Raw genomic sequence first — 23,665 nt, 5'->3', positions numbered from 1 at the left:
GTGGTGGATCGGCGCCATGCGGAACACGCGCTTGCCGGTGCGCTTGTAGACGAACACCTGGATGATGACGCTCATCGCCTCGACCACGAACAGCCCGCCGATGATGCCGAGCACGATCTCATGGTGCGCGGTGACCGCGATTGCGCCGAGCGCGCCGCCGAGCGCGAGGCTGCCGGTATCGCCCATGAAGACGGCGGCGGGCGGCGCGTTGAACCAGAGGAAGGCGAGCCCCGCGCCGATCATCGCGCCGCAAAAGATCGCGAGATCGCCGACGCGCGGAATGTGCGGGATGCCGAGATAATCGGCGAACTTGGCGTTACCCGCGAGATAGACGATGAGCATGAACGCGACGCTGGCGATGATCACCGGCATGGTCGCCAGCCCGTCGAGCCCGTCGGTCAGATTCACCGCATTGCCGAACGCGACGATCGTGAACGCGGCGAACACGACGTAGAACCAGCCTAGATCGATCACCACCGAGTTGAAGAACGGCAAATAGAGATGCGTGCCGTTCGCGGTGTTGGTGTGGATGATGATCGCGCTGGCGATGCCCGCGATGGCGAATTCGCCGAGCAGGCGCACCTTGCCCGATACGCCGGCGGTGCTCGCTTTCCTGACCTTGTCGTAATCGTCGAGGAACCCGATCGTGCCGAAGCCGAGCGTCACGAACAGGCACGCCCAGACGTAGGGATTGGTCAGATCCATCCAGATCAGGATCGATATCGCCATGCTGGTCAGGATCATCAGCCCGCCCATTGTCGGCGTGCCGCGCTTGGCGAGGTGCGATTGCGGGCCGTCGGTGCGGATCGGCTGACCCTTGCCCTGGCGGATGCGCAGCCAGCCGATGAAGCGCGGCCCGATGATCAGGCCGATCAGCAACGCGGTCGCCACCGCCGCGCCCGAGCGGAAGGTCTGGTAGCGCACCAGGTTGAGAACGTGGGGAAAACCCAGCGCCTGCGCGATCCAATAAAGCATTATATCTTCCCGCTGGCGAGCGCCGCGACGATTGCGGACAGCCCGACCCCGTTCGAACCCTTGATGAGAACCGCATCGCCCGCGTCGAGCGTCGCCGTCAGGCGATCGCGCGCGGTTGCGGCGTCGGGCACATGGACGATTTCGACCTGCCCCTCAAGCGCCTTCGCAAGGGGTTTCATCGCTTCGCCGACCAGGATGACCAGTTGGACGCCGGCGTTACGAATCGGCTCCGCCAGATCGGCATGATAGGCGTCCGATTTGTCCCCCAGCTCGCGCATTTCGCCGAGCACGGCGATCCGCCGCTCGGCATTCTCGGCGGCCAGTACCGACAGCGTCGCGCGCATCGACGCCGGGTTGGCGTTATAGGCTTCGTCGATCACCAGCGCGCGCCCTTCGCCGGCCTCGACCCAGAAGCGGTCTCCGCGCCCGGCGAGCCCGCCGAGTTCGGCCAGCGCAAGCCCGGCAAGCGCGAGATCGCCGCCGACCGCATCGACCGCCGCCAGCACCGCCAGCGAGTTCGACACCCAATGCTGCCCCGGCTGCGAGATGGTGTAGCTCAACTCACGTTCGCCGACCTTGGCGGTGACGAACGTGCCCCCGTTCGCGGCACGAACCGCTTCGAGCGCGCGAACATCGGCGCTGGCGTCGACGCCGAAAGTGACGGTGCGCGCGGCATGCGGCGCGGCCGCCGCGGCAAGACGGTCGCGGTGCGGGCTGTCATAGGGGATGATCGCTACCCCGCCGGGCTCCAGGCCCTGGAAAATCTCGCCCTTGGCATCGGCGATCGCGCTCTCGTCGGGAAAGAAGGCGGCGTGCGCCGGGGCGATCGCCGTGACGATCGCGACGTGCGGGCGGACCAACGTCGTCAAATGCGCGAGCTCGCCGGGATGGTTCATCCCCATCTCGAACACGCCGTAATCGACCTCGGCGGGCATGCGCGACAGGCTGAGCGGGACGCCGGTATGGTTGTTGTAGCTCTTGACCGAGCGATGCGCCTTTTTCGAGGGCGAGCGGTCGAGCGCCGCGAACAGCGCTTCCTTGGTGCCGGTCTTGCCGGCCGATCCAGTGACGCCGATGATCCGCGCCCCGGTCCGCGCTCGCGCCGCCATGGCCAAGGCTTCGAGCGCGACGAACGTGTCGCCGACGCGGACATTAGGGTGCGGCGTGTCCTGGCTGACGATCGCTCCCGCGGCGCCGCGCTCGAACGCCTGGTCCAGGAATTTATGGCCGTCGGTCGCCTCGCCGGTCATGGCGATGAACAAATCGCCGGGGCCGATTTCGCGCGAATCGAACGCCACGCCAGAAACGTCGAACGCCGCCGAAGCGGCGCCGTTCGTGGCAGTAGCGATGTCGGCCGAGGTCCAGAGCGTCATAGCGCTCCTCCGGCCGGACGAGGGATCGGAGCGGGCGCCGTGCGCGGGGATAAAGCAAACATCCCTTGGTCTAGCCGGGACTCCATGGATTGGCCACGCGTCACGCCGCCGCCTCCTCGCGCGCAACGCTCACGTCGTCGAACGGCAGCACCAGGTCGCCGACGATCTGGCCCTGCTCATGCCCCTTGCCGGCGATCAGCACGATGTCTTCGCCGCCGGCTTCGGCGACCGCATGCGCGATCGCGGCGCGGCGATCACCGATCTCGATCGCACCGTGCGCACCTTTCAGCACTTCGGCGCGGATCGCCGCCGGATCCTCGCTGCGGGGATTGTCGTCGGTGACGATGACCATGTCACCGAACCGCACCGCGATCTCCCCCATCAACTCGCGCTTGCCGTGGTCGCGGTCGCCGCCCGCGCCGAACACGACGATCAGCCGGCCCGCGGTGTGCGGCTTGAGCGCGGCGATCGCCGCTTCGAGCGCGTCAGGGGTATGGGCATAGTCGACATAGACCGGCGCGCCGGTCCGCGTGATCACCGCGCGCTCGAGCCGCCCGCGCACCGGCTGCAGGCGCGCGAGGTTGGCGATGGTCTGGGCGACGTCGCCGCCGGTCGCGATGACCAGGCCGGCCGCGGTCAGCGCGTTCGCCGCCTGGTACGCACCGATCAGCGGCAGGGTGACCTTGAGCTCGCGGCCTTCCGCCTCGATCACCAGTCCCTGGCCGAGCAAGGTCGGGTCGCGCCCGGCCAGCCGAAGCGTGCCGCCGCGCTCGCCGACGGTGATGACGCGCTGGCGGCGGGCATGGGCGAGATCGACGACGCGCGCCGCCTGGGGATCGTCGGCCCACACCACGGCGGTGCCGTCGTCGTCGAGCACTTCCGAAAACAGGCGAAGCTTGGCCGTGAGATACGCCGCCATGTCGCCGTGATAATCGAGATGGTCGCGGCTGAGATTGGTGAAAGCGGCGGCGTTCACCTTGAGACCCTCGGTACGATATTGCGACAGGCCGTGGCTCGACGCCTCGAACGCGACATGCGTGACGCCTTCGCGCGCGAGCCCCGCGACGTTCGACAGGAACGTGACGACGTCGGGCGTAGTCAGCCCGGTCGAAACGCTGTCGTCCGAGGTCGTGACGCCCAGCGTGCCGATCGACGCGGCGTGGAACCCGGCCATGCGCCAGAGCTGACGCGTCATCTCGACGGTCGAGGTCTTGCCGTTGGTGCCGGTCACCGCCACCGACGTCTCGGGGAACGGCGCGAAGAACGATGCCGCGAGGTGCGCGAAGGTCTCGCGCGGATTGTCCGAGGCGATGTGCAGCGCCCCCTCGACCGTCACGCCGCGCCGCGCCACCACGGCGATCGCGCCCGCGGCGACCGCGGCCGGAATGAAATCCTCGCCATTGACCCGCGCACCTTCGAACGCGCCGAAGATCGTGCCCGGCGCCACCTTGCGGTGATCGATCGCGAAGCCGGTGACGCCGGCGTCGCCCCCGCCCGCCACCAGCCCGCCGAGCTTCATTCGGGGTCCGCCATGTTCTGCTGCTTCTCTCCCGGGCGATGCCAGATGAGCGGGAGCAATTCGTTGACGTTGATGTCGCGCGAGGGGTCGGGCATCACGCCCAACATCGGCCCCGCGCGCAGAATGAAACGGTCGACGACGGGAGCGGCGGTATAGGCCGCGGTCCTCACGGCACCTTGGGGCGAATCGAGCATCACGATGACCACATAGCGCGGCGCGTCCATCGGGAAAGCCGCCGCGAAGGTCGAGACGTTCGCTTTCTTCGAATAGCCGCCGCCCGTGGCGACTTCGGCCGTTCCCGTCTTACCTCCGACGCGGAAGCCGGGAGCATCGGCGGTGCGGCCGGTACCCTCGGTAACGACGAGGCGCAGCAGCTGGCGAATGCGATAACTCGTCTGTTCGCTGATTACACGGCGTCCCGGGACCTTGGTGCCGGGCTGAACCTTCATCAAGGTGACCGGCCGCCACACGCCGCCATTGACCAATGCGGCATAAGCGGCCGCCAGGTGCATCGGAGTGACCGCGATGCCATGGCCGAAGCCTGCGGTCATCGTCGTCACCCGGCTGAATTTCTGCGGGAAGAGCGTACGGCCGCGTGCCGGCAATTCGAACGGCATCGGCTTGTCGAACCCCATCGCGCGGAACATCGCCGACAATTTGTCGCCGCCCAGTTCGTCGGCGATCCGCGCGGTGGCGATATTCGACGAGTGGATCAGCGTCTCGGGAATGTCGAGCCAGCGATTCTCGCCGTCATGGTCGTGAATCTTGAAGCCGTCGATCTGCAGCGGCTGGGTCGCGTCGAACCGCTTGGCCATCGAGGTCACGGTGCCGCTGTCGATCGCCGCCGCCATCGTGATCGGCTTGAAGGTCGAACCGAGTTCGTAGGCGGCGCTGGTCACACGGTTGAAGAACGGGCCGGGAAGCTGCTTGCCGTCCTCGGTCACCACGGGCTTGGGCGCCGCGCCGGGGTTGTTGGGATTGAAGGTCGGGAACGACGCCAGCGCCATGATCTCGCCGGTGTGGACGTCGAGCACCACGCCCGCCCCGCCCTTGGCCTTGAGATTGACGACTGCCTGGCCGAGTTCGTTCTCCAGCGCCGATTGCGCGCGCGCGTCGATCGACAGAGCGACCGGCGTGCCGGCGGTCTCGGCCGAGGTCAGCCGGCCGTCGAGCGCGCGCTCCATGCCGCTCGCGCCCTTGTTGTTGACATCCAGGAACCCGAGCACCTGGGCGGCCAGCTCGGACTGCGGATAGAGGCGCTGCTGTTGACGCTCGAACACGATCGCGGGCTCGCCGATCGCATTGACCTCGGTGACCAGCGAGGCGGAGGCGTCACGCTCGATATAGGTGAATTTGGTGCCGGTCAGCTTGGCATAGACCTGATTCTCGTCGAGCCCCAGGATACCGGCAAGGCGCTGAGCGATGTCGCGACGGTCGCCCAATATCCGCTCGGGATGGACGCCGATCGCCCAGGCGTCGATCGTGCGCGCCAGCGGCTCGCCGTTGCGATCGACGATGTCGCCGCGGATCACGCGCCCGTTCATCGTCGCGGCGGTGGCAGTGCCGGCCGAAATCGCGAAAAAGCCGAGCTTGGCGACGACGACACCGACCGCCGCACCATAAAGCAGCATCATGATCATCAGCCGCTTTTGCGCGGTCGCACGGGACGCGGCGCGATCGTCGGCGAGACGACGCGGCGCCAGCGGCCGTGCGAGCAGAGCGGTCATCGCGCGCCACCCTCCTCACGCGCGCCGCGCGACAGCGAGCCCAGCGTCGAATCGCTCAGCAACTTGCGGTCGAGCAAGGCGATCGTCGCGGCCTTCGGCTTGACCGGGGCTTTCGCCGCAGCGGCCTGCACCTTGGCACCGATCGGCGCGGCGACCATCGCCACCGCGGCCTTGACCTTGGCCGGCGCCGTCGGAGCGGGAGTCGCGGCAGCCGGGATCGCGGCATCAGCATCGGCCGGCATTACCGGGGCGCTGGGAATCACCGCGGCGGCATTCTGGATCTGCGGCGTGCCGATCGGCGTCGCGCCCGGCGCATTGAAGTCGACCTGGGCGAGTTCGGCATCGTCGCGGATATATTGCGCGGCGGTCGGCGCCGACAGCTTGAGCGTGTCGCCGTTCCAGCGCTGCAGCTGGGCGAAGCTGGCGCGGGTGTCGAACTCGGTCTCCAGCGCGGTGATGTCGCGCTGCGTGCGCGCAATCGAACTCTCGATCGACGCCAGCTTGTTGCGTTCCGCCGCGACCCGCGACGACATCAGGTAACAGCCCAGGATCACGCTCACGCAGAGCACGAACCAGCCGAACCAACGGAATCGATGCGCCACCACCATCACAATTCTCCCGCTACCCAGGCCGCGGACGCGGTCCGCCGAGCCACACGCAAGGTCGCCGAACGAGCACGCGGGTTCCGCGCCAGCTCGGCGTCACTGGGGCGCACCGCGCGCCCGATCGTTTCGAACGTCGCCTCGGCCTTGGCGGCCTGGGGCGGCAGATGCCGCGAGCCGGACGGCGTCGCGCCGCTCCGTTCGCGCAGAAAATGTTTCACCAGCCGATCCTCCAGGCTGTGGAAAGTGACCACGGCGAGCCGCCCGCCGGGCTTGAGCGCGCGCTCGGCGGCGGCGAGGCCGTCCGCCAACTCGCCGAGCTCGCGGTTGATGTGGATGCGCACCGCCTGAAAGGTCCGCGTCGCCGGATCCTTCTTGTCGTGCGGCTTGTGCCCTAGCGCCTTCCTGACCACGGTCGCGAGTTCGGAAGTTCGCCTAAGGGGTCTTGCGGAGACGATCGCCCGCGCGACGCGGCGCGAGCGGGGCTCCTCGCCATACAGATACAGCACGTCGGCGATCGCGCTTTCCTCGGCGGTGTTGAGGAAATCCGCCGCGCTCTCGCCCGCCTGGCTCATCCGCATGTCGAGCGGGCCGTCGCCCTGGAACGAGAAGCCGCGCTCGGCCTGGTCGAGCTGCATCGACGAGACGCCGATATCCATCACCACGCCGTCGACCGGGGTGAGCCCGCGCGCCTCGAGCTCGCTGTCGAGCGCGGAGAAGGGTGCTTCGATCAGCTCCAGCCGGCCGCCTTCGGCGGCTACCAGTGCCTGGCCGCCCGCGATCGCATCGGGGTCGCGATCGAAGGCGGCCACGGCCGCGCCCGTGGCGAGGATCGCCCGGGTATAGCCGCCGGCACCGAAGGTCGCATCGACATGGCGCTCTCCGGGGACGGGATGGAGAGCATCGATCACCTCATCGAGGAGCACGGGAACATGGGGGGTGGGCGTGCTCACAGGAGACCCTTCTCCTGCATGAGGTTGCGACAGATACGCTTGAGGACGGGCGCCGCCTGGTCGTCGGTCGCCGCGAGCAGGGTGTGGGGGTCCCAGATCTCGAAATGGGTGAGCGAACCGTAGAAGAAGGCGTGCTTGGCGATCCCCGCCTCTTCCTTCATCCAATTGACGAGGACGGCGCGGCCGGTGGTGTCGAAGCCGACTTCCTCAGCGCCGCCCGCGATGACGCGCAGGACGTTGAATCCGGGGTCGGTGTCGCCCGCCGCGGCCTTGGCCAGCTTGGCGTCGACATAGGCCTGGTCATAGGCGATCAGGCACTTGGCCTCCGGGTGCTGGCCCATGAGGACGAAGGGGCCCTTCTTGAAGCGCTCGGGCGGGGTGTTGTCGATGACGGCGTCGCGGAATTTGGCGGGTATGGAAACGCGGTTCTTGTCATCGACAAGCTGCAGCGCCGTTCCCGTGTAGATGCTGCTCCCAGCCACCGTTCGCCCCGAACCAGAACACGCGCTTTCCCGCTCGCCGAACGAGCCCTCGCTCGCGCCGACGCAAATGAATCAAACGGGTAAAAACGCCCCACTTCCGACGCTTGGCGTATCAAGCCACCGGATGGGATTCAATGGGAATTTTTGGTATTCCGTGGGTCAAACGAGGACGTTGGCAGCTAACCCGTTCCAAATACGGCAAAATAATCTTTAGCCATATCCCGCCCTTCCGGGACGTGGCGACGCCGATGCGGCCTTGAAATGTTGGATTTCCCACGACTCACGAGCGTGGTGGGATGGTTTCCCATCAACTTCCCACGGACGGACGTGGATCACTGCTTGGCGGGGGTTGGCGAAGCCGCGGGAGCGACGCCCATTTCGGCCAGCGGTTCGCTGGTCGCGGTATCGACCGGCGCGGCGCTGTTGGAGGCCGCCAAATTGGCGGCAACGTCCGCCTTGGGCGCGCCGACCGCGTTGTTGGGGCGCTCGCGACTGACGATCGCGAACAGCGTCGCGGCAAGGCCGATGAGCAGCAGCACCGCCGCGAGGCCGACCAAGCCGACCTTCACCCGTTGCATTGTCTGACCGTTGTCGCGAACCAATGTTTTCATGATTGTGTGGCATTTATGTAACGCTTCGAAAGTCGTTTGTCGACCTCGTTGCTGCCACCGTTCATCGCATCAGGCGGGAACCAATCCCTTCGATGCCAGCCAGTCGTGGTTGTAGAGCGTTGAAAGATAGCGAAATCCGGTGTCGCACAGGATGGTCGCGACACGGCTTCCAGGCCCGAGTTGCTTGGCCAGCGCGACCGCGCCGGCGACGTTGATCCCTGAAGACAGGCCGAGGCACAGCCCCTCCTCGTCGAGCAGCCGCTGGACCCATTCATAGCCCTCGGCATCCGAGATACGGAACTGGGTGTCGATCGGCGCGCCCTCAAGATTGGCGGTGATCCGCCCTTGCCCGATCCCTTCGGCGACCGAAGAGCCTTCGCTCTTGAGCTCGCCGCAGGCGTAATAGGAATAGAGTGCCGCGCCGTCGGGGTCGCTGAGCGCGATCGTGACGTTCTCGTCCTTCGACTTGAGACCGAGCCCGACTCCGGCCAGCGTGCCGCCGGTCCCCACCGCGCAGGTGAACCCGTCGATCCGGCCATCCATCTGTTCCCAGATCTCTTCGGCGGTGCCGACGATATGCGCCTTGCGATTGGCGATATTGTCGAACTGGTTGGCCCAGACCGCGTTGGGCGTCTCCTCGGCGATGCGCCGGCTGGTGTGCACGAAATGGCCGGGATTCGAATAAGGCGCGGCGGGTACCAGCACCAGTTCTGCACCAAGCGCGCGCAGCGTGTCCATCTTCTCGCGGCTTTGCGTCTCGGGCATGACGATGATCGTCTTGTAGCCCTTGGCATTGGCGACCAGCGCGAGGCCGATCCCGGTATTGCCGGCGGTGCCCTCGACGATCGTCCCGCCCGGCTTGATCAGCCCGCGCTCCTCGGCGTCCTGGACGATGAACAAGGCGGCGCGATCCTTAACGCTCGCTCCTGGATTAGCGAATTCGCATTTGCCGAAAATCTCGGCCCCCGCCGCCTCGCTCGGCCCTTTCAGGCGGACGAGCGGGGTATGGCCGATGAGCGACAGCGTGTCGGGCGTAGTAGGCATGGCCTCTAGATAGACCGGCGCGCCGCACGGGCAAGCAATCGCTGCTGTCGGGCGCCCAATTCGTTGTTGGGGGTGGAATGGACCGACAAACCTTCTCACCTTGGGCGAGAAGGATAGCGAAGCTTGGCGGCTCGCCGCCTAGCGGAGCTTGGATGAGGGGTAAGCGGCGCGAAAGCCGCGCGAGGCTTCGGCTCGCTTCCCTCACTCTCCTACTCGGCTGCGCCGAGCGGGCCCCTCCCTCTCCCAGAGGGGAGAGGGATTTAACATCTCACTCGCTATTCTGCACTCCGGCGCTCGCCGACGCCTCGTTGGACGACGTGGCATCGATCGACATCGCGTTCATGTCGTCGGGCGCGGCGGCATTCTCGGTCGCAGTCGGGCTTGGCTGCGTCGCCACGACATTGCCGACCGCGGTGGTGGTGATCGAGTCGGCGGAATTCTGGCCCACCGCGCTCGGGCTGCCGCCGCACCCCGCCAGCGCGATCATGCTCGCGCCCACCAGCAGCACTCGCTTCATGCCCATCTCCCTGTTCGCAGCGATGGTCACCCGATCGCGCCGCGCGGTCAAGGCGCGACGCGCGTTTCGCGGCACGCTAGGGCTGACGCCCGATGACGCTCAAACATTCCTTTCTCCCGGTGGTCGACGCCCGCACGCGGCTGCTGATTTGCGGCAGCCTGCCCGGCGACCGCAGCCTCGCGGCGCGGCGTTATTATGCGCATCCGCAGAACCAGTTCTGGAGATTGCTGTCGCCGGTCGTCCGCCGCGATCTCCACGCGCTCGACTATGACGCGCGGTTGGCGGCGTTGCTCGACGCGCGGATCGGCCTGTGGGACGCGGTCGCCAGCGCGAGCCGGTCCGGGAGCAGCGACGCCGCGATCCGCGATCACGCGCCCAACGACCTCGCGGCGCTGGCGGCAAGCCTGCCCGAACTGCGCGCGATCGCGTTCAACGGCGGCACCGCCGAACGGATCGGCACGCGCCTGATGAGCGACCAAGTCGATCGCTATGCACTCATCGGGTTACCCTCGAGCAGCCCGCTCAACACCGCCGGCATCGCCGCGAAAGCGGCCGCCTGGTCCGCGCTCCAGGCGTATATCTGACTCTGTTTGAGGCGACGATGTTCTGATAATGTTCCGCCGCCATGGCGCTCGCCGACTCGATATCCCCTGCCCTTCCCGCGACGCCGCCCCTGCCCGTCGAACTGACTCTGCCCCCACGCCCGCTGCGCTGGCTGTTCCTCGACCTCAACAGCTATTTCGCCAGCGTCGAGCAGCAGCTCGACTCCACCCTGCGCGGCAAGCCGGTGATCGTGGCACCGGTCGGATCGGACACCACCGTCGCGATCGCCGCCTCGGTCGAGGCCAAGCGCTACGGCATCTCGACCGGGACGCCGGTGTGGGAAGCCAAGCGGCTCTGCAAGGAATTGCTGATCGCGCCGGCGCGGCACGACAAATATGTCGAGTTCCACGACGCGGTGATCGAGGAGATCTGGAAGCATATTCCGGTGACGCGGGTCTGCTCGATCGACGAGGTCGCCTGCCGCCTGCTCGACAATGAGAATTCGCCCAACGAGGCGATCGCGCTGGCGCAGCGGATCAAGGCCGGCATCCGGGCCAATGTCGGCGACTGCCTGACTTCCTCGGTCGGGATCGCACCCAATCGCCTCCTCGCCAAGCTCGCCTCGGATATGCAGAAGCCCGATGGGCTGATCGTGTTGACCGCCGAAGAATTGCCGCACCGATTGTTCGACCTGCCGCTACGCGACATCGCGGGGATCGGCGCCAATATGGAGCGGCGACTCGCGCGCGACGGGGTCAACGACATCCGGCAACTGTGCGAGCGGCGGCCGCGCGACGCCGGTACCGCCTGGGGCGGCACCAACGGCGATCGGCTCTGGTATCTGCTCCACGGTGTCGACCTGCCCGACAAGCCCACGCAAACGCGGTCGATCGGACACAGCCACGTGCTCTCTCCCGGCAAGCGTGGTCTCGAACCGGTGCGGCTGACCGCGCGCAGACTCGCGCTCAAGGCGGCGAGCCGGCTGCGTCGCAAGGGCTATGCCGCCCGGCTGTTGGTGCTGCACGTCCGGTTCGAGGAGGACCAGACCGTGTGGCAGACCAGCCGGCGGCTCGCCGCGACGCAGGACAGTTTTCAGGTGCTCGCCGCGCTCGACGCGCTGTTCCCGCGACTCGCCGAGGAGGGACGGCGCCGGCACGGCTCGCTCCGCGCGCGAATGATCGGCGTCACGCTCAACGAGATCGTGCCGGTCGCCGGCGAGCAAGGCTCGCTGTTCGCCCATCTCGATCCCGACGATCCGCTGGCGCGTGAGACGCGCGGATTGGCGCTCAGTCGCGCGATGGATCGGCTGAACGAGAAATTCGGTCGCCATGCCGTATCGTTAGGTCCTTTCTACGGCGGCCGCATCGACCGTGTCGGGACCAAGATCGCGTTCGGTCGCATCCCGGATATGGATGAATTTCACGAATGACATTTTTGTCGCAACGCGCCACGTCCGAAACGGCCCAAATTGGTTATATCTTGACGTTCGCTGCTGCGTGAGCGAAGCGCAAAATCCTATGAAGTCCCCTCTTCTCCCCGCAACCGCTGTAGCGCTGCTGGCGCTGACGGCCTGTCAATCCAAGACGACCACCACGACCGTCGACAACTCGACCAGCGTTGAGAACAAGACCGTCGCCGAAAAGCCGAAATTCGAGCTGCCGCCGGCGATCAAGGCCGAAGTGTCGATGCGCTGCCATGGCGACAACAGCCTAGCGCACGTCACCTTCTTTGAAGGCGACAAGCTGCTGACGATCTCGGCGCCGTCGACGGCCCCCGTGGTCACGCTCAAGGCGCCCGAAGCTGGCAAGCCCTATGTCGGCGAAGGCGGCTGGGAAGTCTCGGGCACGCCCAAGTCGATCAAGGTCACCGCACCGGGCAAGCCTGCCCAGACCTGCGACGCGTAATTCGCTATCCGGCGGTCCGCGTCCCGACGCGGACCGCTGTTGCATCCACCAGGCACTTTGGGCACCCTGCCGATCATCTCCCAAGGGGAGCGGGCATGGCGACGGTCGCGATCTACAGCCTGAAGGGCGGCGTCGGAAAAACGACGCTGGCGGTCAATCTGGCCTGGGCGTCGGCCACGCTCTCCGCGCGCCGCACGTTGCTATGGGATCTCGATCCACAAGCGGCGAGCACGTTCCTGCTCCCGGCCAAGAAAGCCAAAAACGACGCGCAGTCGGTGTTCGCCAAGCAGGTCGAGCCGGCCAGGCTCGCGCGTGCCACCGCCATCCCGCGACTCGACCTGATCGCCGCCGACACCTCGCTCCGCGGCCTCGACCTGCTGTTCCACGAACTCGACAAGAAAAAGCGCCTGCGAAAACTGCTCGCAACCCTGGCCGAGGCCTATGACCGCGTCCTTCTCGATTGCCCGCCGGGCATGACGGAAACCAGCGATCAGGTGATCCGCGCCGCCGATCTGATCGTCGTCCCGGTCATTCCCTCGGCACTATCCCAGCGCGCGTTCGCCGACATGGCCGCCTCGCTCGGCAAAGCGAGGGTGCTGCCGATCCACGTCATGGTCGATCGCCGCCGCACGCTGCACGCCGACGCGGTCGCCGTGCATCCCGACTGGCCGGTCATCCCGATGGCCAGCGTCGTCGAGCGGAGGGGCGACCGCCGCGCGCCGCTGGGGCAATTCGCCGCGCGGTCGCCGGCCGCGCACGCCTTCGACAGCTTGTGGCGGACGATCGAACAACGGCTGGCCGCATGAAGCAGCCGCCCGAACCGTCCTACGAAGTGCTCGATCCAAACCTGGTGCTCGGCGCCTATTCGGTCGGGGTGTTCCCGATGGCGGATGCGCGTGATGCCGCGGGCATCTATTGGGTCGAGCCGCGCAAGCGCGCGATCCTGCCGCTCGATCATCTTCACCTGTCGAAATCGTTGCGCAAGACCATCGCCTCCGACCGCTTCAGGGTCACCGCCGATGCGGCGTTCGAGGAGATGATCGCCTTGTGCGCGGAAAGTGCCGAGGACCGGCCGGATACGTGGATCAACGCGACGATCGAGACGGTGTTCACCACGCTCCATTACCAGGGCCGTGCGCACTCGATCGAATGCTGGGACGGCGATCGCCTGGTCGGCGGCCTCTACGGCCTGGCGCTCGGTAAGGCCTTCTTCGGCGAATCGATGGTCAGCCGCGCGACCGACGCGTCGAAAGTCGCGCTTGCCTGGCTGGTGGCGCGATTGAAGGTCGGCGGCTTCACCCTGCTCGACTGCCAGTTCATGACCCCGCACCTCGCGTCGCTGGGCGCGATCGAGATCAGCCGGGCCGATTACGTCGCGTTGCTGGGCGGGGCGCTCGAGGGCTCGCTCGGCGCCGCGGTCGCGGCATCGCCGGCCGGCGATTTCGGCGCGCTCGATCGGCTGGTCTTGCCCGAAGCACCGCTCGATTCGGATGGCGCAGCGACGGTGTCCGCCCCCCCCTTGGGGAAGGACATCGTGCAACTCTTGACCCAGACGTCGTAGATCGGATCGATCACGACGTTCAAATTCGGCCGCTCCTTGTAGAGCCAGCCCGAGAACACTCGCTTCCATTGCTTGTCGGGTTGTTCGACGTCGAGCTGGACGAAGGCGCCGGTATAGTGCTCGGCTTCCCACGGCGCGGTTTCCTCGCACGCACGCAGCCGGACGATCGCGTTGCCGATTCGGGTCGCCTCGCCCGGCTTCATCGTCAGGTCGCGTTCCTGGCTATTGCGCTTGTTGAGCAGCCCCAGCACGGCGACGCGCTGGTTCATCGGTGTCGCGCCCTGATTGGGATTGGTCGCGTCGCCCGACACGTCGATCGTCTCGACCCCGCCCGACTGGCCACTGTCGTCGAGCGCGGTCGGCGCCGCCGTCGCGATCGCCTCGGGCGGCGGCGCGGGGGTGCTGTACCAATTATAGCCGGCCCAGCCTGCCGCGCCGACACCTGCAGCCAGCGCGGTGATGCCGGCGACGCGGCGCCAGTTCATCCTTCCGGCGTCCAGGCTTCGTAGTCACCGGTGGCGGCGGCGCGATGCCCGCCCTTTTCGAGCGCGCCCGGCGGGCGGTAGGCCAGAGCGGTCCCGGTCAGATTGGGCACTGCCGGCTTTTCCCAGCGGCGCTGCGGCGGAAAGGCGCGGTCGGGCACGTCGTCGATCTGATGGTGCAGCCAACTGAACCATTCGGGCGAAATGCGGCTGGCATCGTTGGCGCCCTGGTAGATCACCCAGCGGCGGGGATTGCCGTTCGTGTCCTTGCCGCCCTGGTAATAGACGTTGCCGAGCTCGTCGTCCCCGACGCGCTCCTTGCCGATCAGGCCGACCATGGTGCCCCAGGTCGCGCCGTTCCACCAGGTGAAGGGATTGAGATTGATGCCCATGCGCCGCGCTTAGCCCGTGATGGTCCGGGGTTCAACGCCTGCCATCGCCGTCCGGGCGAAAGCCGGCCGGTTGAGCGAGGAAACGATGCGGCCGCGATGGCCCGGCATGCGCCGGCAAAGGCAGATCACTTGCCGGTCCAGGTCACCTTGTCGCCTTCGCTGATGCCCAGCGCCGAACTGCGCCCGCCCTGGAGTTCGAGCACCGCGCCGACCGGTTCGCCCGAGGTGATCGGCGTTTCGTCTTCGGGGATAGCGTTTTCGGCGATCCGCGCGATCGTGCCGTCGGCACGGATGAAGATGATGTCGAGCGGGCTCGGCGTGTTCTTCATCCAGAAGCTCGCCACTCGCGGCGCGCCGCCGCCGGCGGGATAGGGCCAAAACAGCATCCCGCCATTGTCCGGGATATCGGTCCGGTACATCAGCCCCTTTTCCTGCTGCGCGGCGGTCTTTGCCACCTCGACCTGAAAGGCATGGGTGCCGTTGGCACTGGTCACCGTCAGCGCGATCGTCGTCGCGGCGGCGGCGCTGTTGGCGCTCGCTGCGTCACCATTGGAACAGGCGGTCGACAGGCCGCACAACGCCAGCGGCAACAACGCATACCCGAATTTCATGAAGTCAGTGGTCCTGTTCGACCGCGACCGCCAGCGGGCCCTTGCGCCCGGCAACGATCCGCGCACGCAGTCGCTGGTCGGGCTCGACCTCATGCAAGCCCGCGCGGCGCAGCGTTTCCATGTGAACGAATATATCCGTCGAATCGGCGTCGCGCACCAGGAATCCATAGCCCTTCAGGCGATTGAACCATTTGACCGCGACCGGCTCGAACGGTCCGGCCTGGTCGAGCATCGCCACCGGGTCGATACGATCCGAGTCGACCCGGACGCGCGGGGGCGGCGGCTCGATCGCGGTCGACAAATCGACGTCCAGGATCGCGCTCGCCTGCAACCCGCGTTCGCGCCGCACCGCCACGCAATCGACGCGCGCGCCCTCGGGCAAGCTGCGACGGCCGTGCGGTTGGAGCACCGAGAAATGAATGAGGATATCCCCCGCCTGGTCGTCGTCGACCAGGAAGCCGAACCCGCGCGTGACGTCGAACCATGTGACCACGCCGCGATGGCGCGATTCCCCGGCCGCCAATACCGCGACGTCAGCCTCTCCCAACGGCTCCGGCGGGCAATCGCCCGTGTCCGGCTGCGATTCTACGCGCACAGTCACCCCCTGCGAACAATCATTGTAACACGATCGCGATCAAAGCCAAAGGGTTAGCACGGATCGTTTCGGAATCGCATCGGAACGGGACGTTACGACCCGACGTCGGATGTTTCGTCACGGTCGGAATAGGCTCAGCGATCCAGTTCGGCGGGGTCCTCCCCGGGATCCATCGCCGCCAGCGCACGCGCCAGAGCGACCGGATGGCCGGCGCGGAGCATGGCGGCGATATGCTTCTCGCGCGTCGGTCGATCGCCGGGTGCATCGGCGAACGGCCCGATCCGCCGCCGCCGGGCGAACGTGATGGCGGCATCGAGCGAGCGATCGGCGATCGCCCGCGCGATGGCGTCGGTATCCTCCTCGTCGAGCCCGGCCTGGCGAAGCGCGCCCGACACCCGGCGTGCGCCGAGGCCACGCCGCGCCATCGCGCCGGCCTTGGCCTCTCCCCAGGCACGATCGTCGATATAGCCTAGCGCGGCCATTCGCTCGGCGATCTCCCCGGGTTCGGCCGGCTCCCCTGTCCAGCCGCGCGCCCTGATCTTGCGCTCGAGATAATCGGTCAGCCGCCCGCGCGTCGTCGCGAAGCGTTCGACATAGCGCAGCGCCAGCCGTTCGAGGCCGGAACGGTCGAGCGGAGAGGCGGATTGACGGGAAACTCGAGCCATACCGCCATGTTTGTGCCACACTGACAACCGAATTTGAACGCGTGCGAGCGGCAGGGGGCCGTCGCTGGCAGAAGCGGCCGGAAAGAGCCGCAGGCAACATGGGCGCGAATGTGATGACGATAGAGATGGCGACTGACGTGGCGACGAGCGATCGAACGGGCGGACTCGTGCCGACGCCGACCGATGACTCATTGCCGCGCCGACTCGCCGATTTCGCGACCTTGGGCGAGGCGCTTGATTACGCCGCGCAAGGCGTCCGCGGGCTCAATTTCCACGATCCGCGTGGCACGCTGGTCCGTCCCTACCCCTTCTCCGAGATGCGCGAGGACGCGCTCGCGATGGCGCGACGCCTGGTTGCGGCAGGCATCAAGCCCGAAGACCGGGTAGCGTTGATCGCCGAAACCGGCGTGGAATTCGCCAGCCTGTTCTTCGGTGTGGTCTATGCCGGCGCCTGGCCGGTACCGCTGCCGCTGCCGACGAGCTTCGGTGGCGCGCAATCCTATATCGACCAGCTCTCGGTGCAGCTGAACAGCTGCGATCCCAAGATGCTGATCTATCCGCCCGAGATTGGCGCGATGTGCGCCGAGGCGGCGAAGAGCCAGAATGTCGAGGGAATCGACTGGGCGAGCTTCGGCGCGCGCCCCGCGCCGGAGGCCGAATTGCCCCAGGCCAAGGGCGAGGACATCGCCTATCTTCAATATTCGAGCGGCTCGACTCGTTTCCCGCATGGCGTCGCGATCACGCATCACGCCTTGCTCAACAATCTCGCGGCGCACAGCCATGGCATGCATGTCGGCGACGGCGATCGCTGCGTATCGTGGCTGCCCTGGTATCACGACATGGGGCTGGTCGGCTGTTTCTTATCGGTCGTCGCCAACCAGGTCTCGACCGACTATCTCAAGACCGAGGATTTCGCGCGCCGCCCGCTCGCCTGGCTCGATCTGATCAGCCGTAACCCCGGCACCACTCTCTCCTATTCGCCGACCTTCGGCTACGACATCTGCGCGCGCCGCATGTCGAGCCAGACCAAGGCGTCGGAACGTTTCGACCTGTCGCGCTGGCGCGTCGCGGGCAATGGCGCCGACATGATCCGCCCAGACGTCATGCAGTCGTTCGTCGACGCGTTCGGCGATGCCGGGTTCAAGGCAAGCGCATTCCTGCCCAGCTACGGCCTCGCCGAAGCGACGCTCGCGGTGTCGATCATGCCGCCGGGCGAAGGCATTCGCGTCGAACTGGTCGAGGAAACCCAATTGTCGGGCCAGCAGGGCCGCCACGACCGGCCGCAGCGCTATCGCGCGATCGTCAATTGCGGGAAGCCGGCCCGCGACATGAAGATCGAGATTCGCGAGGAAGACGGGACGCCGTTGCCCGAGCGCGCGATCGGCAAGGTGTGGTGCGCGGGGCCGTCGGTGATGGTCGGCTATTTCCGCGACCCGGAGGCGACCGCCGCCTGCATGCAGGACGGTTGGCTCGACACCGGCGACATGGGCTATATGTCGGACGGCTATATCTACATCGTCGGCCGCGCCAAGGACATGATCATCGTCAACGGCCGCAATCATTGGCCGCAGGACATCGAATGGGCGGTCGAGCAGCTGCCGGGCTTCAAGGCGGGCGACATCGCGGCCTTCGCGATCACTACTCCGGGCGGCGAGGAAACCCCCGCGGTTCTGGTACAGTGCCGGACGTCGGACGAAGCCGAACGCCTGCGGCTGCGCGACGAAATCCGCGAGCGCGTTCGGTCGGTCACCGGTATGAATTGCGTGATCGAGCTCATCCCGCCGCGCACGCTGCCGCGCACCAGCTCGGGCAAATTGAGCCGTGCGAAGGCCCGCAATCTCTATCTCGCCGGCGAGATCAAACCCTACGCGATCGCCGCCTGAGGCCAACCCGACCGGCCGGAATGCTGGCCTGGAGCAGCCCGCCTCGCGCGGTTTTCCACAGTTTTACCGGGTAAATGGCGATTCTCGTTCCCCGTTCCGGGTAAAATGCCCGCAAATCGTTCCGCCGCCTAACTGTTCGCTAACCCTGCCGCGCTATCCGCGTCTGCGTGAGCACGGAGCCTTCTTCCCAATTCGCCACGCCGCGGATCGACGTCCGCGCGTTGCTCGGCCTGTACGATCCGGCGGACACGACCGATTGGGGACCGATCCGTGCGGCCCAATTGCATGCCGGACGCCAACTGGCTCTCTTCCTGCTCGGCGCGAACGTGATCGGCGCGGCTCTGGTCGTCATGATGTTCGACGGACAAGCGCCGCGCTGGACTCTGATCGGTTGGGCGGTCCTGACCGGTCTGGTCAGCGTCGGGGTCACGATCAGGCGACTGGCGACGCGCCATCGCGACGCCAATTCCGCCACGCTGGGCGACGTGCGCGATACCGTGCTCGAGGGAATCGCGCTGGCCGCGGTATGGTCGGTGCCGCCGCTCGCGCTGGGATCGCGAGCCGATATCGGTACGGCGATGGGGCTGTGGATCGTCCTGTCGGTCATGCTGACCGCATCGGCGGTCGCGATGGCCGCGCTACCGCTCGCGACGCTCAGCTTCCTGGGCGTATTGGGGGCGGCCATCGCCGGTATGTTGCTGTTGATCGGCAGTCCGCTGCTGGCCGCGGCGACGGTGCTGTTCGTGGTCCTGTTGATGGTCGGCTGCTTCCAGCGCGGCAAGTCGCTGGTGGTGATCCGCGCCAACGAGATCGGCTTGGCCGAGCGCGACGAGACCGTCAGCCTGTTGCTCCGCGAGTTCGAGGAAGAGGATGGCGACTGGCTGTGGGAGACCGACAGTGCCCGGCGTATCGTCCGCGCCAGCCCGCGCTTCGCACGATCGGTACTGCTCGACCCGGTCAAGATCAACGGCATGCCCCTGCTTCAGGCGCTCGCCGGCGCGCATTGGGAAAGCGGCGAATTCTCTTCGGGCCTGCGCACGCTCGCGGACAAACTGAAGAATCGCGAGGCGTTCCGCGACTTGCTGCTGCCGGTACAGGTCGGCGAGACCGAGCGTTGGTTTGCGCTTGCGGCGAGCCCGCGTCATGACGAGGACGGCGCCTTTATCGGGTTCCGCGGCGTCGGGTCCGATGTCACCGCTCAACGCGAATCGGCCGACAAGATCAACCGGATGGCGCGCTACGACACGCTGACCGGCCTGCCCAATCGCCTGCATCTCAACGAACAGCTCGCCCGCGCCATGGCCGAAGCCGAGAAATGGGGCACGCGCTGCGCGTTCATGATGATCGACCTCGACCGCTTCAAGGCGGTAAACGATTCGCTCGGCCATCCGATCGGCGACCGCTTGCTCGGACGGGTGTCGGAGCGGCTCGGGCATCTGGTCACCGATAATGAGATGGTCGGTCGGCTGGGTGGGGACGAATTCGCCGTGGTGGTGCGCGACGCGAGCGACGGCGCCCGCGTCGAGAAACTGGCGCAGACCATCATCGACAGCCTGTCACGGCCGTATGAAGTCGACGCCCATACGCTCTATATCGGCGCCTCGGTCGGCGTCGCGATCGGTCCGCGCGACGGGCGCACCGCCGAAATGCTGATCCGATCGGCCGACCTCGCGCTCTATCGCTCCAAGGATGCCGGCGGCGGCGTCTTCCACGCCTATGAGCCGCAGCTTCACGTCAAGGCGGAAGAGCGGCGCGTGCTCGAAATGGCGTTGCGCCAGGCGCTCGAAAAGGGCGAGATGCATCTCGAATACCAGCCGGTCGTCGCGGCCGGGACGGGCAGCCTAACCGGGTTCGAGGCGCTGTTGCGCTGGACCCATCCCGAACTCGGCGTGATCTCGCCCGCGAAGTTCGTGCCGCTCGCCGAGGATGCGCGCCTGATCGTGCCGATGGGCGAATGGGTGCTGCGCCAGGCGTGCGACGAAGCCGCGGCCTGGCCCGCACCCACCCGCGTCGCGGTCAATGTGTCGCCGGAGCAATTGCACAACCCGGCCTTCGTGTCGGTGGTCGCCTCGGCGCTCGCCAACAGCGGCCTTCCGCCCGAGCGGCTCGAATTGGAAGTGACCGAGGGCGTGTTCATGCGCGAAGGCACCGTCGCGGTGCAGGTGCTCGAGCGCGTGCTCGACCTCGGCGTGCGCCTGAGCCTCGACGATTTCGGCACTGGCTATTCGTCGCTCGGCTACCTCGCCCGCACGCGCTTCTCGACGATCAAGGTAGATCGCAGCTTCGTCCAGGGCGCGTCCAGGGGCCAGAAGGAGCCGATCGCGATCATCCGCGCGGTGGTGGCGCTCGCCCAGTCGCTGGGCATGGCGACCACGGCGGAAGGCGTCGAGACCGAGGAGGAGCACCGGCTGATCCAGGATCTCGGCTGCACCAAGGTCCAGGGCTATTATTTCGGCCGCCCGCTGCCGGTCGGCGAGGCGCGCGCGCTGGCGTCGCGCGACTGGGGCAAGGAAGCGGCGGCCGCTTGATCGCCATCGACCGCGATGGACGGAAAGCTTTTTGTCGGAACGCGCGCTTGCCCCGCGGCGTGGCGCCCGCTACAGGCATCCGCCGCACAGGGGTGTAGCTCAGCTGGTTAGAGCGTCGGTCTCCAAAACCGAAGGCCCTCGGTTCGAATCCGAGCTCCCCTGCCACTCCTTCTCTTCCGCCGGATGCTCTTGCTCGCGCTCGATCGCAGCGAGAATCCTGATGATGGCGTGATCGAGTTCCATGATGCTCCCCTGCATTATACGTTGGGCGGCGAACGCTGACGGCACCGCGACGATCCATACGAAAAGGGTTAATTGCGACGAACCGTTGAACAGGCCGCGAGCGAAGATCGTGCGGCGGACGAGTGCTTGCGTTCCGTTCGGGGGGGCGCTATTTCCGCCGCCAATCCGAAATCGGGATTGATTGTCGTCCGTGCCTCTTGAGGGACCGGGCGGCGGTCCTATGTCCCGAGCTTCGGCAACGATCAAATAGGTTCACAGCACGTGGCGAAGACGTCCCCCATCGAGTTCATCCGTCAGGTTCAGTCCGAGACGCGCAAGGTCGTGTGGCCGACGCGGCGCCAGACCGTCATGACCGCCGTGATGGTGATGGTCATGACGCTCCTGCTGGGGATCTTCTTTTTCGTCATCGACAAGATTTTCGACACTGGGGTCGCATTCCTGCTGAGCCTCGCGAAATAAGGTTTCCCATGGCACGCTGGTACATCATCCACGCTTATTCGGGTTTCGAGGGCAAGGTCCGCGACGCGATCATGTCCGAGGCCGCCCGCATGGGTCTCGAACAGCTCGTCGAGCAGATCGAGGTTCCGACCGAGACGATCACCGAAGCCCGCCGCGGCAAGAAGGTGCAAGTCGAGCGCAAGTTCATGCCCGGCTATGTTCTGGCCAAGCTGGCGATGAACGACGACGTCTATCACCTCGTCAAGAACACGCCCAAGGTGACCGGCTTCCTCGGCCCCAACGGCAAGCCCCAGGCGATCAGCGACGCCGAAGCCGCGCGCATGCTCAACAGCAAGGAAGAGGCCGCCGCCTCCGCTCCGCGCCAGCAGGTCAAGGTCGATTACGAGATCGGCGATTCGGTCAAGGTCCTCGACGGCCCGTTCGCGTCGTTCAACGGCGTGGTGGAAGAGCTCGACTTCGACAAGTCGAAGGTCAAGGTCAGCGTGTCGATCTTCGGGCGTGCGACGCCGGTGGAGCTGGATTTCGAGCAGGTCGAGCGCTCGAAGTGAGCCATAGGCTCGCGACCGCACGGAAATAGCGCAGCTATTTACGAGACGGGCGAGCGCCGGCCGGCAGGCGCGCGAAGCGCGACCTGTCCGACGAAGACGCGGGATTTACTCCCGCGTCGGTCCCGCGGTTTCAAATCCAGTCCCAAATCCCCACATCACGACCCTCAGGCGTCCGACGCGGGAGTAAATCCCGCGTCGTCGGTCCTCGCTTCGCCAGGCCGGCCGGACGAGCCCCGTCTCACGATTAGCTGGCGCTAATCGTGTGCGGCCGCGGCTGTTGCTTCCCTTCGCCTTTTCCGCTATCGGCGCGCGCTTCCAAGGCAATTGCTGTGGAATTTGCGGGAGGGCGCCGCTGTGCCCGTCTGACCGCTAAACTTGAACTGGACGTGGGAGCCCCGGTCCCCTCGCCCACTACAGAGTGAGTACAATGGCTAAGAAAATCACAGGCTATATCAAGCTGCAGGTGCCCGCGGGCGCTGCCAATCCGTCGCCGCCGATCGGCCCGGCGCTGGGTCAGCGCGGCGTCAACATCATGGAATTCTGCAAGGCGTTCAACGCGGCGACCAACGATCTCGAGAAGAGCACGCCGATCCCGACGATCATCACCGTCTATGCCGACCGGTCGTTCTCGTTCGAGACCAAGACCCCGCCGGCGACGTTCCTGATCAAGAAGGCCGCGAACCTGAAGTCGGGCTCGAAGGAACCGGGCAAGGTCTCCGCGGGCAAGATCAAGCGCTCGGAGCTGTCGAAGATCGCCGAGGTCAAGATGAAGGACCTGAACGCCAACGATATCGACGCGGCGACCCGCATCATCGAAGGCTCCGCCCGCGCGATGGGCCTCGAAGTGGTGGAGGGCTGAACCGATGGCATTCGTTAGCAAGAAGCAGAAGGCGATCACGATCGACCGCGAGAAGCTCCACGGCGTGGACGAGGCGATCGCCCTCGCCAAGGCCAATGCCACCAGCAAGTTCGACGAGACGATCGAGCTCGCCATCAACCTGGGCGTCGATCCGCGCCACGCCGACCAGATGGTCCGCGGCGTCGTGACGCTGCCCAAGGGCACCGGCAAGGACGTTCGCGTCGGCGTGTTCGCCAAGGGCGCCAAGGCCGACGAGGCGAAGGCCGCCGGCGCCGACGTGGTCGGTGCGGAAGACCTGATGGAAATCGTCCAGGGCGGCACGATCGACTTCGATCGCTGCATCGCCACCCCGGACATGATGGGCATCGTCGGCCGCCTCGGTAAGGTGCTCGGCCCCAAGGGCCTGATGCCGAACCCGAAGCTGGGCACCGTGACCATGGACGTCGCCGCTGCCGTCAAGGCGGCCAAGGGCGGCCAGGTCGAGTATCGCGTCGAGAAGGCGGGCATCATCCACTCGGGCATCGGCAAGGCGTCGTTCCCTGCCGAGGATCTGCGCGCGAATTTCGACGCGCTGGTCGACGCGGTGGTC

Annotated in this window: 25 protein-coding genes, 1 tRNA gene and 1 pseudogene; 12 read left to right on the top strand and 15 right to left on the bottom strand. The window is 66.6% G+C overall.

From position 1 onward, the window contains the following. The 10 genes from mraY to ACTHJR_RS00175 form a co-directional block, all read right to left on the bottom strand. A partial coding sequence (gene mraY, locus ACTHJR_RS00220; RefSeq protein ID WP_440521011.1) for a phospho-N-acetylmuramoyl-pentapeptide-transferase occupies window positions 1–975 on the bottom strand: 975 nt, incomplete at its 3' end. Then, on the bottom strand, window positions 975–2,348 hold the full coding sequence (locus tag ACTHJR_RS00215; RefSeq protein ID WP_440521010.1) for a UDP-N-acetylmuramoyl-tripeptide--D-alanyl-D-alanine ligase: 1,374 nt from the start codon (window positions 2,346–2,348) through the stop codon (window positions 975–977). The genes ACTHJR_RS00215 and mraY, both read right to left, overlap by 1 nt. Window positions 2,349–2,448: 100 nt before the next feature. Beyond that, window positions 2,449–3,867, bottom strand: coding sequence for a UDP-N-acetylmuramoyl-L-alanyl-D-glutamate--2,6-diaminopimelate ligase (locus tag ACTHJR_RS00210; protein ID WP_440521009.1), 1,419 nt, complete (start codon window positions 3,865–3,867; stop codon window positions 2,449–2,451). Then, entirely contained in the window at window positions 3,864–5,594 is a 1,731-nt protein-coding gene (locus ACTHJR_RS00205; RefSeq protein ID WP_440521008.1) for a peptidoglycan D,D-transpeptidase FtsI family protein, read from the bottom strand. Before ACTHJR_RS00205 ends, ACTHJR_RS00210 begins: the two co-directional genes overlap by 4 nt. Beyond that, on the bottom strand, window positions 5,591–6,196 hold the full coding sequence (locus ACTHJR_RS00200) for a hypothetical protein (protein WP_440521007.1): 606 nt from the start codon (window positions 6,194–6,196) through the stop codon (window positions 5,591–5,593). Before ACTHJR_RS00200 ends, ACTHJR_RS00205 begins: the two co-directional genes overlap by 4 nt. Window positions 6,197–6,201: 5 nt before the next feature. Next, complete coding sequence (gene rsmH, locus ACTHJR_RS00195; protein WP_440521006.1) at window positions 6,202–7,149, bottom strand: 16S rRNA (cytosine(1402)-N(4))-methyltransferase RsmH; 948 nt, start codon at window positions 7,147–7,149, stop codon at window positions 6,202–6,204. Continuing rightward, window positions 7,146–7,631, bottom strand: coding sequence for a division/cell wall cluster transcriptional repressor MraZ (locus tag ACTHJR_RS00190; RefSeq protein ID WP_440521005.1), 486 nt, complete (start codon window positions 7,629–7,631; stop codon window positions 7,146–7,148). Before ACTHJR_RS00190 ends, rsmH begins: the two co-directional genes overlap by 4 nt. A 332-nt stretch (window positions 7,632–7,963) precedes the next feature. Further along, on the bottom strand, window positions 7,964–8,242 hold the full coding sequence (locus ACTHJR_RS00185; protein ID WP_440521004.1) for a hypothetical protein: 279 nt from the start codon (window positions 8,240–8,242) through the stop codon (window positions 7,964–7,966). A gap of 69 nt (window positions 8,243–8,311) precedes the next feature. Then, complete coding sequence (locus ACTHJR_RS00180; protein WP_440521002.1) at window positions 8,312–9,286, bottom strand: cysteine synthase A; 975 nt, start codon at window positions 9,284–9,286, stop codon at window positions 8,312–8,314. 268 nt (window positions 9,287–9,554) lie between these two features. Beyond that, window positions 9,555–9,803, bottom strand: a complete 249-nt coding sequence (locus tag ACTHJR_RS00175; RefSeq protein ID WP_440521001.1) for a hypothetical protein — start codon at window positions 9,801–9,803, stop codon at window positions 9,555–9,557. Between the two features lie 92 nt (window positions 9,804–9,895). Here ACTHJR_RS00175 and ACTHJR_RS00170 point away from each other — a divergent pair, with 92 nt between their 5' ends. The 5 genes from ACTHJR_RS00170 (at window position 9,896) to aat (ending at window position 13,811) form a co-directional block, all read left to right on the top strand. Continuing rightward, window positions 9,896–10,387, top strand: a complete 492-nt coding sequence (locus ACTHJR_RS00170) for a DNA-deoxyinosine glycosylase (protein ID WP_440521000.1) — start codon at window positions 9,896–9,898, stop codon at window positions 10,385–10,387. Window positions 10,388–10,428: 41 nt separating this feature from the next. Beyond that, the gene (locus ACTHJR_RS00165) at window positions 10,429–11,775 is read left to right on the top strand and encodes a DNA polymerase Y family protein (protein WP_440520999.1); all 1,347 of its coding nucleotides are present in this window, start codon (window positions 10,429–10,431) and stop codon (window positions 11,773–11,775) included. A gap of 88 nt (window positions 11,776–11,863) precedes the next feature. After that, window positions 11,864–12,250 (top strand): hypothetical protein, encoded by a 387-nt coding sequence (locus tag ACTHJR_RS00160; protein ID WP_440520998.1) that lies wholly within the window; start codon window positions 11,864–11,866, stop codon window positions 12,248–12,250. A gap of 95 nt (window positions 12,251–12,345) precedes the next feature. Next, window positions 12,346–13,056: a ParA family protein gene (locus ACTHJR_RS00155; RefSeq protein WP_440520997.1), complete on the top strand. Its 711-nt coding sequence runs from the start codon at window positions 12,346–12,348 to the stop codon at window positions 13,054–13,056. Next, window positions 13,053–13,811, top strand: coding sequence for a leucyl/phenylalanyl-tRNA--protein transferase (gene aat, locus ACTHJR_RS00150; protein ID WP_440520996.1), 759 nt, complete (start codon window positions 13,053–13,055; stop codon window positions 13,809–13,811). The genes ACTHJR_RS00155 and aat overlap by 4 nt, the downstream gene beginning before the upstream one ends. A 35-nt stretch (window positions 13,812–13,846) precedes the next feature. Here the strand turns inward: aat and ACTHJR_RS00145 are convergent. The 5 genes and pseudogenes from ACTHJR_RS00145 to ACTHJR_RS00125 form a co-directional block, all read right to left on the bottom strand. Then, window positions 13,847–14,014 (bottom strand): annotated as a pseudogene (locus tag ACTHJR_RS00145) (DUF2155 domain-containing protein); the annotation flags it as partial. A 278-nt stretch (window positions 14,015–14,292) separates the two neighbouring features. Next, window positions 14,293–14,685, bottom strand: coding sequence for an NADH:ubiquinone oxidoreductase subunit NDUFA12 (locus ACTHJR_RS00140; protein ID WP_440520995.1), 393 nt, complete (start codon window positions 14,683–14,685; stop codon window positions 14,293–14,295). 125 nt (window positions 14,686–14,810) lie between these two features. After that, window positions 14,811–15,296, bottom strand: a complete 486-nt coding sequence (locus tag ACTHJR_RS00135; protein WP_440520994.1) for a DUF192 domain-containing protein — start codon at window positions 15,294–15,296, stop codon at window positions 14,811–14,813. A gap of 4 nt (window positions 15,297–15,300) precedes the next feature. Beyond that, window positions 15,301–15,843 (bottom strand): cold-shock protein, encoded by a 543-nt coding sequence (locus ACTHJR_RS00130; RefSeq protein ID WP_440520993.1) that lies wholly within the window; start codon window positions 15,841–15,843, stop codon window positions 15,301–15,303. A 182-nt stretch (window positions 15,844–16,025) separates the two neighbouring features. Continuing rightward, the gene (locus ACTHJR_RS00125) at window positions 16,026–16,556 is read right to left on the bottom strand and encodes a regulatory protein RecX (protein WP_440520992.1); all 531 of its coding nucleotides are present in this window, start codon (window positions 16,554–16,556) and stop codon (window positions 16,026–16,028) included. A 125-nt stretch (window positions 16,557–16,681) separates the two neighbouring features. Between ACTHJR_RS00125 and ACTHJR_RS00120 the strand changes: the two genes are divergently transcribed. The 7 genes from ACTHJR_RS00120 to rplA form a co-directional block, all read left to right on the top strand. Continuing rightward, a complete protein-coding gene (locus ACTHJR_RS00120; protein WP_440520991.1) occupies window positions 16,682–18,439 on the top strand; it encodes a fatty acyl-AMP ligase in 1,758 nt (585 codons plus the stop codon). Window positions 18,440–18,606: 167 nt separating this feature from the next. Further along, a complete protein-coding gene (locus ACTHJR_RS00115) occupies window positions 18,607–20,967 on the top strand; it encodes a putative bifunctional diguanylate cyclase/phosphodiesterase (protein WP_440520990.1) in 2,361 nt (786 codons plus the stop codon). An 88-nt stretch (window positions 20,968–21,055) separates the two neighbouring features. Beyond that, window positions 21,056–21,132: transfer RNA gene (locus tag ACTHJR_RS00110), tRNA-Trp, on the top strand. 339 nt (window positions 21,133–21,471) lie between these two features. After that, on the top strand, window positions 21,472–21,669 hold the full coding sequence (gene secE / locus ACTHJR_RS00105) for a preprotein translocase subunit SecE (protein ID WP_440520989.1): 198 nt from the start codon (window positions 21,472–21,474) through the stop codon (window positions 21,667–21,669). Between the two features lie 8 nt (window positions 21,670–21,677). Continuing rightward, a complete protein-coding gene (nusG, locus tag ACTHJR_RS00100; protein ID WP_296610855.1) occupies window positions 21,678–22,217 on the top strand; it encodes a transcription termination/antitermination protein NusG in 540 nt (179 codons plus the stop codon). A gap of 427 nt (window positions 22,218–22,644) precedes the next feature. Continuing rightward, window positions 22,645–23,076: a 50S ribosomal protein L11 gene (gene rplK / locus ACTHJR_RS00095; protein WP_440520988.1), complete on the top strand. Its 432-nt coding sequence runs from the start codon at window positions 22,645–22,647 to the stop codon at window positions 23,074–23,076. A 4-nt stretch (window positions 23,077–23,080) separates the two neighbouring features. Beyond that, window positions 23,081–23,665, top strand: a 585-nt coding sequence (rplA, locus tag ACTHJR_RS00090; protein ID WP_440520987.1) for a 50S ribosomal protein L1, incomplete at its 3' end; no start/stop codon positions are given.

Source organism: Sphingomonas sp. (assembly GCF_051962185.1).
Classification (GTDB): Bacteria; Pseudomonadota; Alphaproteobacteria; order Sphingomonadales; family Sphingomonadaceae; genus Sphingomonas.
This window is presented reverse-complemented; position numbering and strand designations above follow the sequence as displayed.

Bases quoted from the DNA above. Each gene is read 5' to 3' on its own strand.
- nusG (WP_296610855.1), top strand. From the start codon at position 21,678: ATGGCACGCTGGTACATCATCCACGCTTATTCGGGTTTCGAGGGCAAG.
- ACTHJR_RS00165 (WP_440520999.1), top strand. From the start codon at position 10,429: ATGGCGCTCGCCGACTCGATATCCCCTGCCCTTCCCGCGACGCCGCCC.
- ACTHJR_RS00155 (WP_440520997.1), top strand. From the start codon at position 12,346: ATGGCGACGGTCGCGATCTACAGCCTGAAGGGCGGCGTCGGAAAAACG.
- ACTHJR_RS00125 (WP_440520992.1), bottom strand. From the start codon at position 16,556: ATGGCTCGAGTTTCCCGTCAATCCGCCTCTCCGCTCGACCGTTCCGGC.
- rplK (WP_440520988.1), top strand. From the start codon at position 22,645: ATGGCTAAGAAAATCACAGGCTATATCAAGCTGCAGGTGCCCGCGGGC.
- ACTHJR_RS00140 (WP_440520995.1), bottom strand. From the start codon at position 14,685: ATGGGCATCAATCTCAATCCCTTCACCTGGTGGAACGGCGCGACCTGG.
- aat (WP_440520996.1), top strand. From the start codon at position 13,053: ATGAAGCAGCCGCCCGAACCGTCCTACGAAGTGCTCGATCCAAACCTG.
- ACTHJR_RS00170 (WP_440521000.1), top strand. From the start codon at position 9,896: ATGACGCTCAAACATTCCTTTCTCCCGGTGGTCGACGCCCGCACGCGG.
- ACTHJR_RS00120 (WP_440520991.1), top strand. From the start codon at position 16,682: ATGGCGACTGACGTGGCGACGAGCGATCGAACGGGCGGACTCGTGCCG.
- ACTHJR_RS00215 (WP_440521010.1), bottom strand. From the start codon at position 2,348: ATGACGCTCTGGACCTCGGCCGACATCGCTACTGCCACGAACGGCGCC.
- ACTHJR_RS00160 (WP_440520998.1), top strand. From the start codon at position 11,864: ATGAAGTCCCCTCTTCTCCCCGCAACCGCTGTAGCGCTGCTGGCGCTG.
- ACTHJR_RS00180 (WP_440521002.1), bottom strand. From the start codon at position 9,286: ATGCCTACTACGCCCGACACGCTGTCGCTCATCGGCCATACCCCGCTC.
- ACTHJR_RS00135 (WP_440520994.1), bottom strand. From the start codon at position 15,296: ATGAAATTCGGGTATGCGTTGTTGCCGCTGGCGTTGTGCGGCCTGTCG.
- ACTHJR_RS00175 (WP_440521001.1), bottom strand. From the start codon at position 9,803: ATGAAGCGAGTGCTGCTGGTGGGCGCGAGCATGATCGCGCTGGCGGGG.
- ACTHJR_RS00185 (WP_440521004.1), bottom strand. From the start codon at position 8,242: ATGAAAACATTGGTTCGCGACAACGGTCAGACAATGCAACGGGTGAAG.
- ACTHJR_RS00210 (WP_440521009.1), bottom strand. From the start codon at position 3,867: ATGAAGCTCGGCGGGCTGGTGGCGGGCGGGGGCGACGCCGGCGTCACC.
- ACTHJR_RS00205 (WP_440521008.1), bottom strand. From the start codon at position 5,594: ATGACCGCTCTGCTCGCACGGCCGCTGGCGCCGCGTCGTCTCGCCGAC.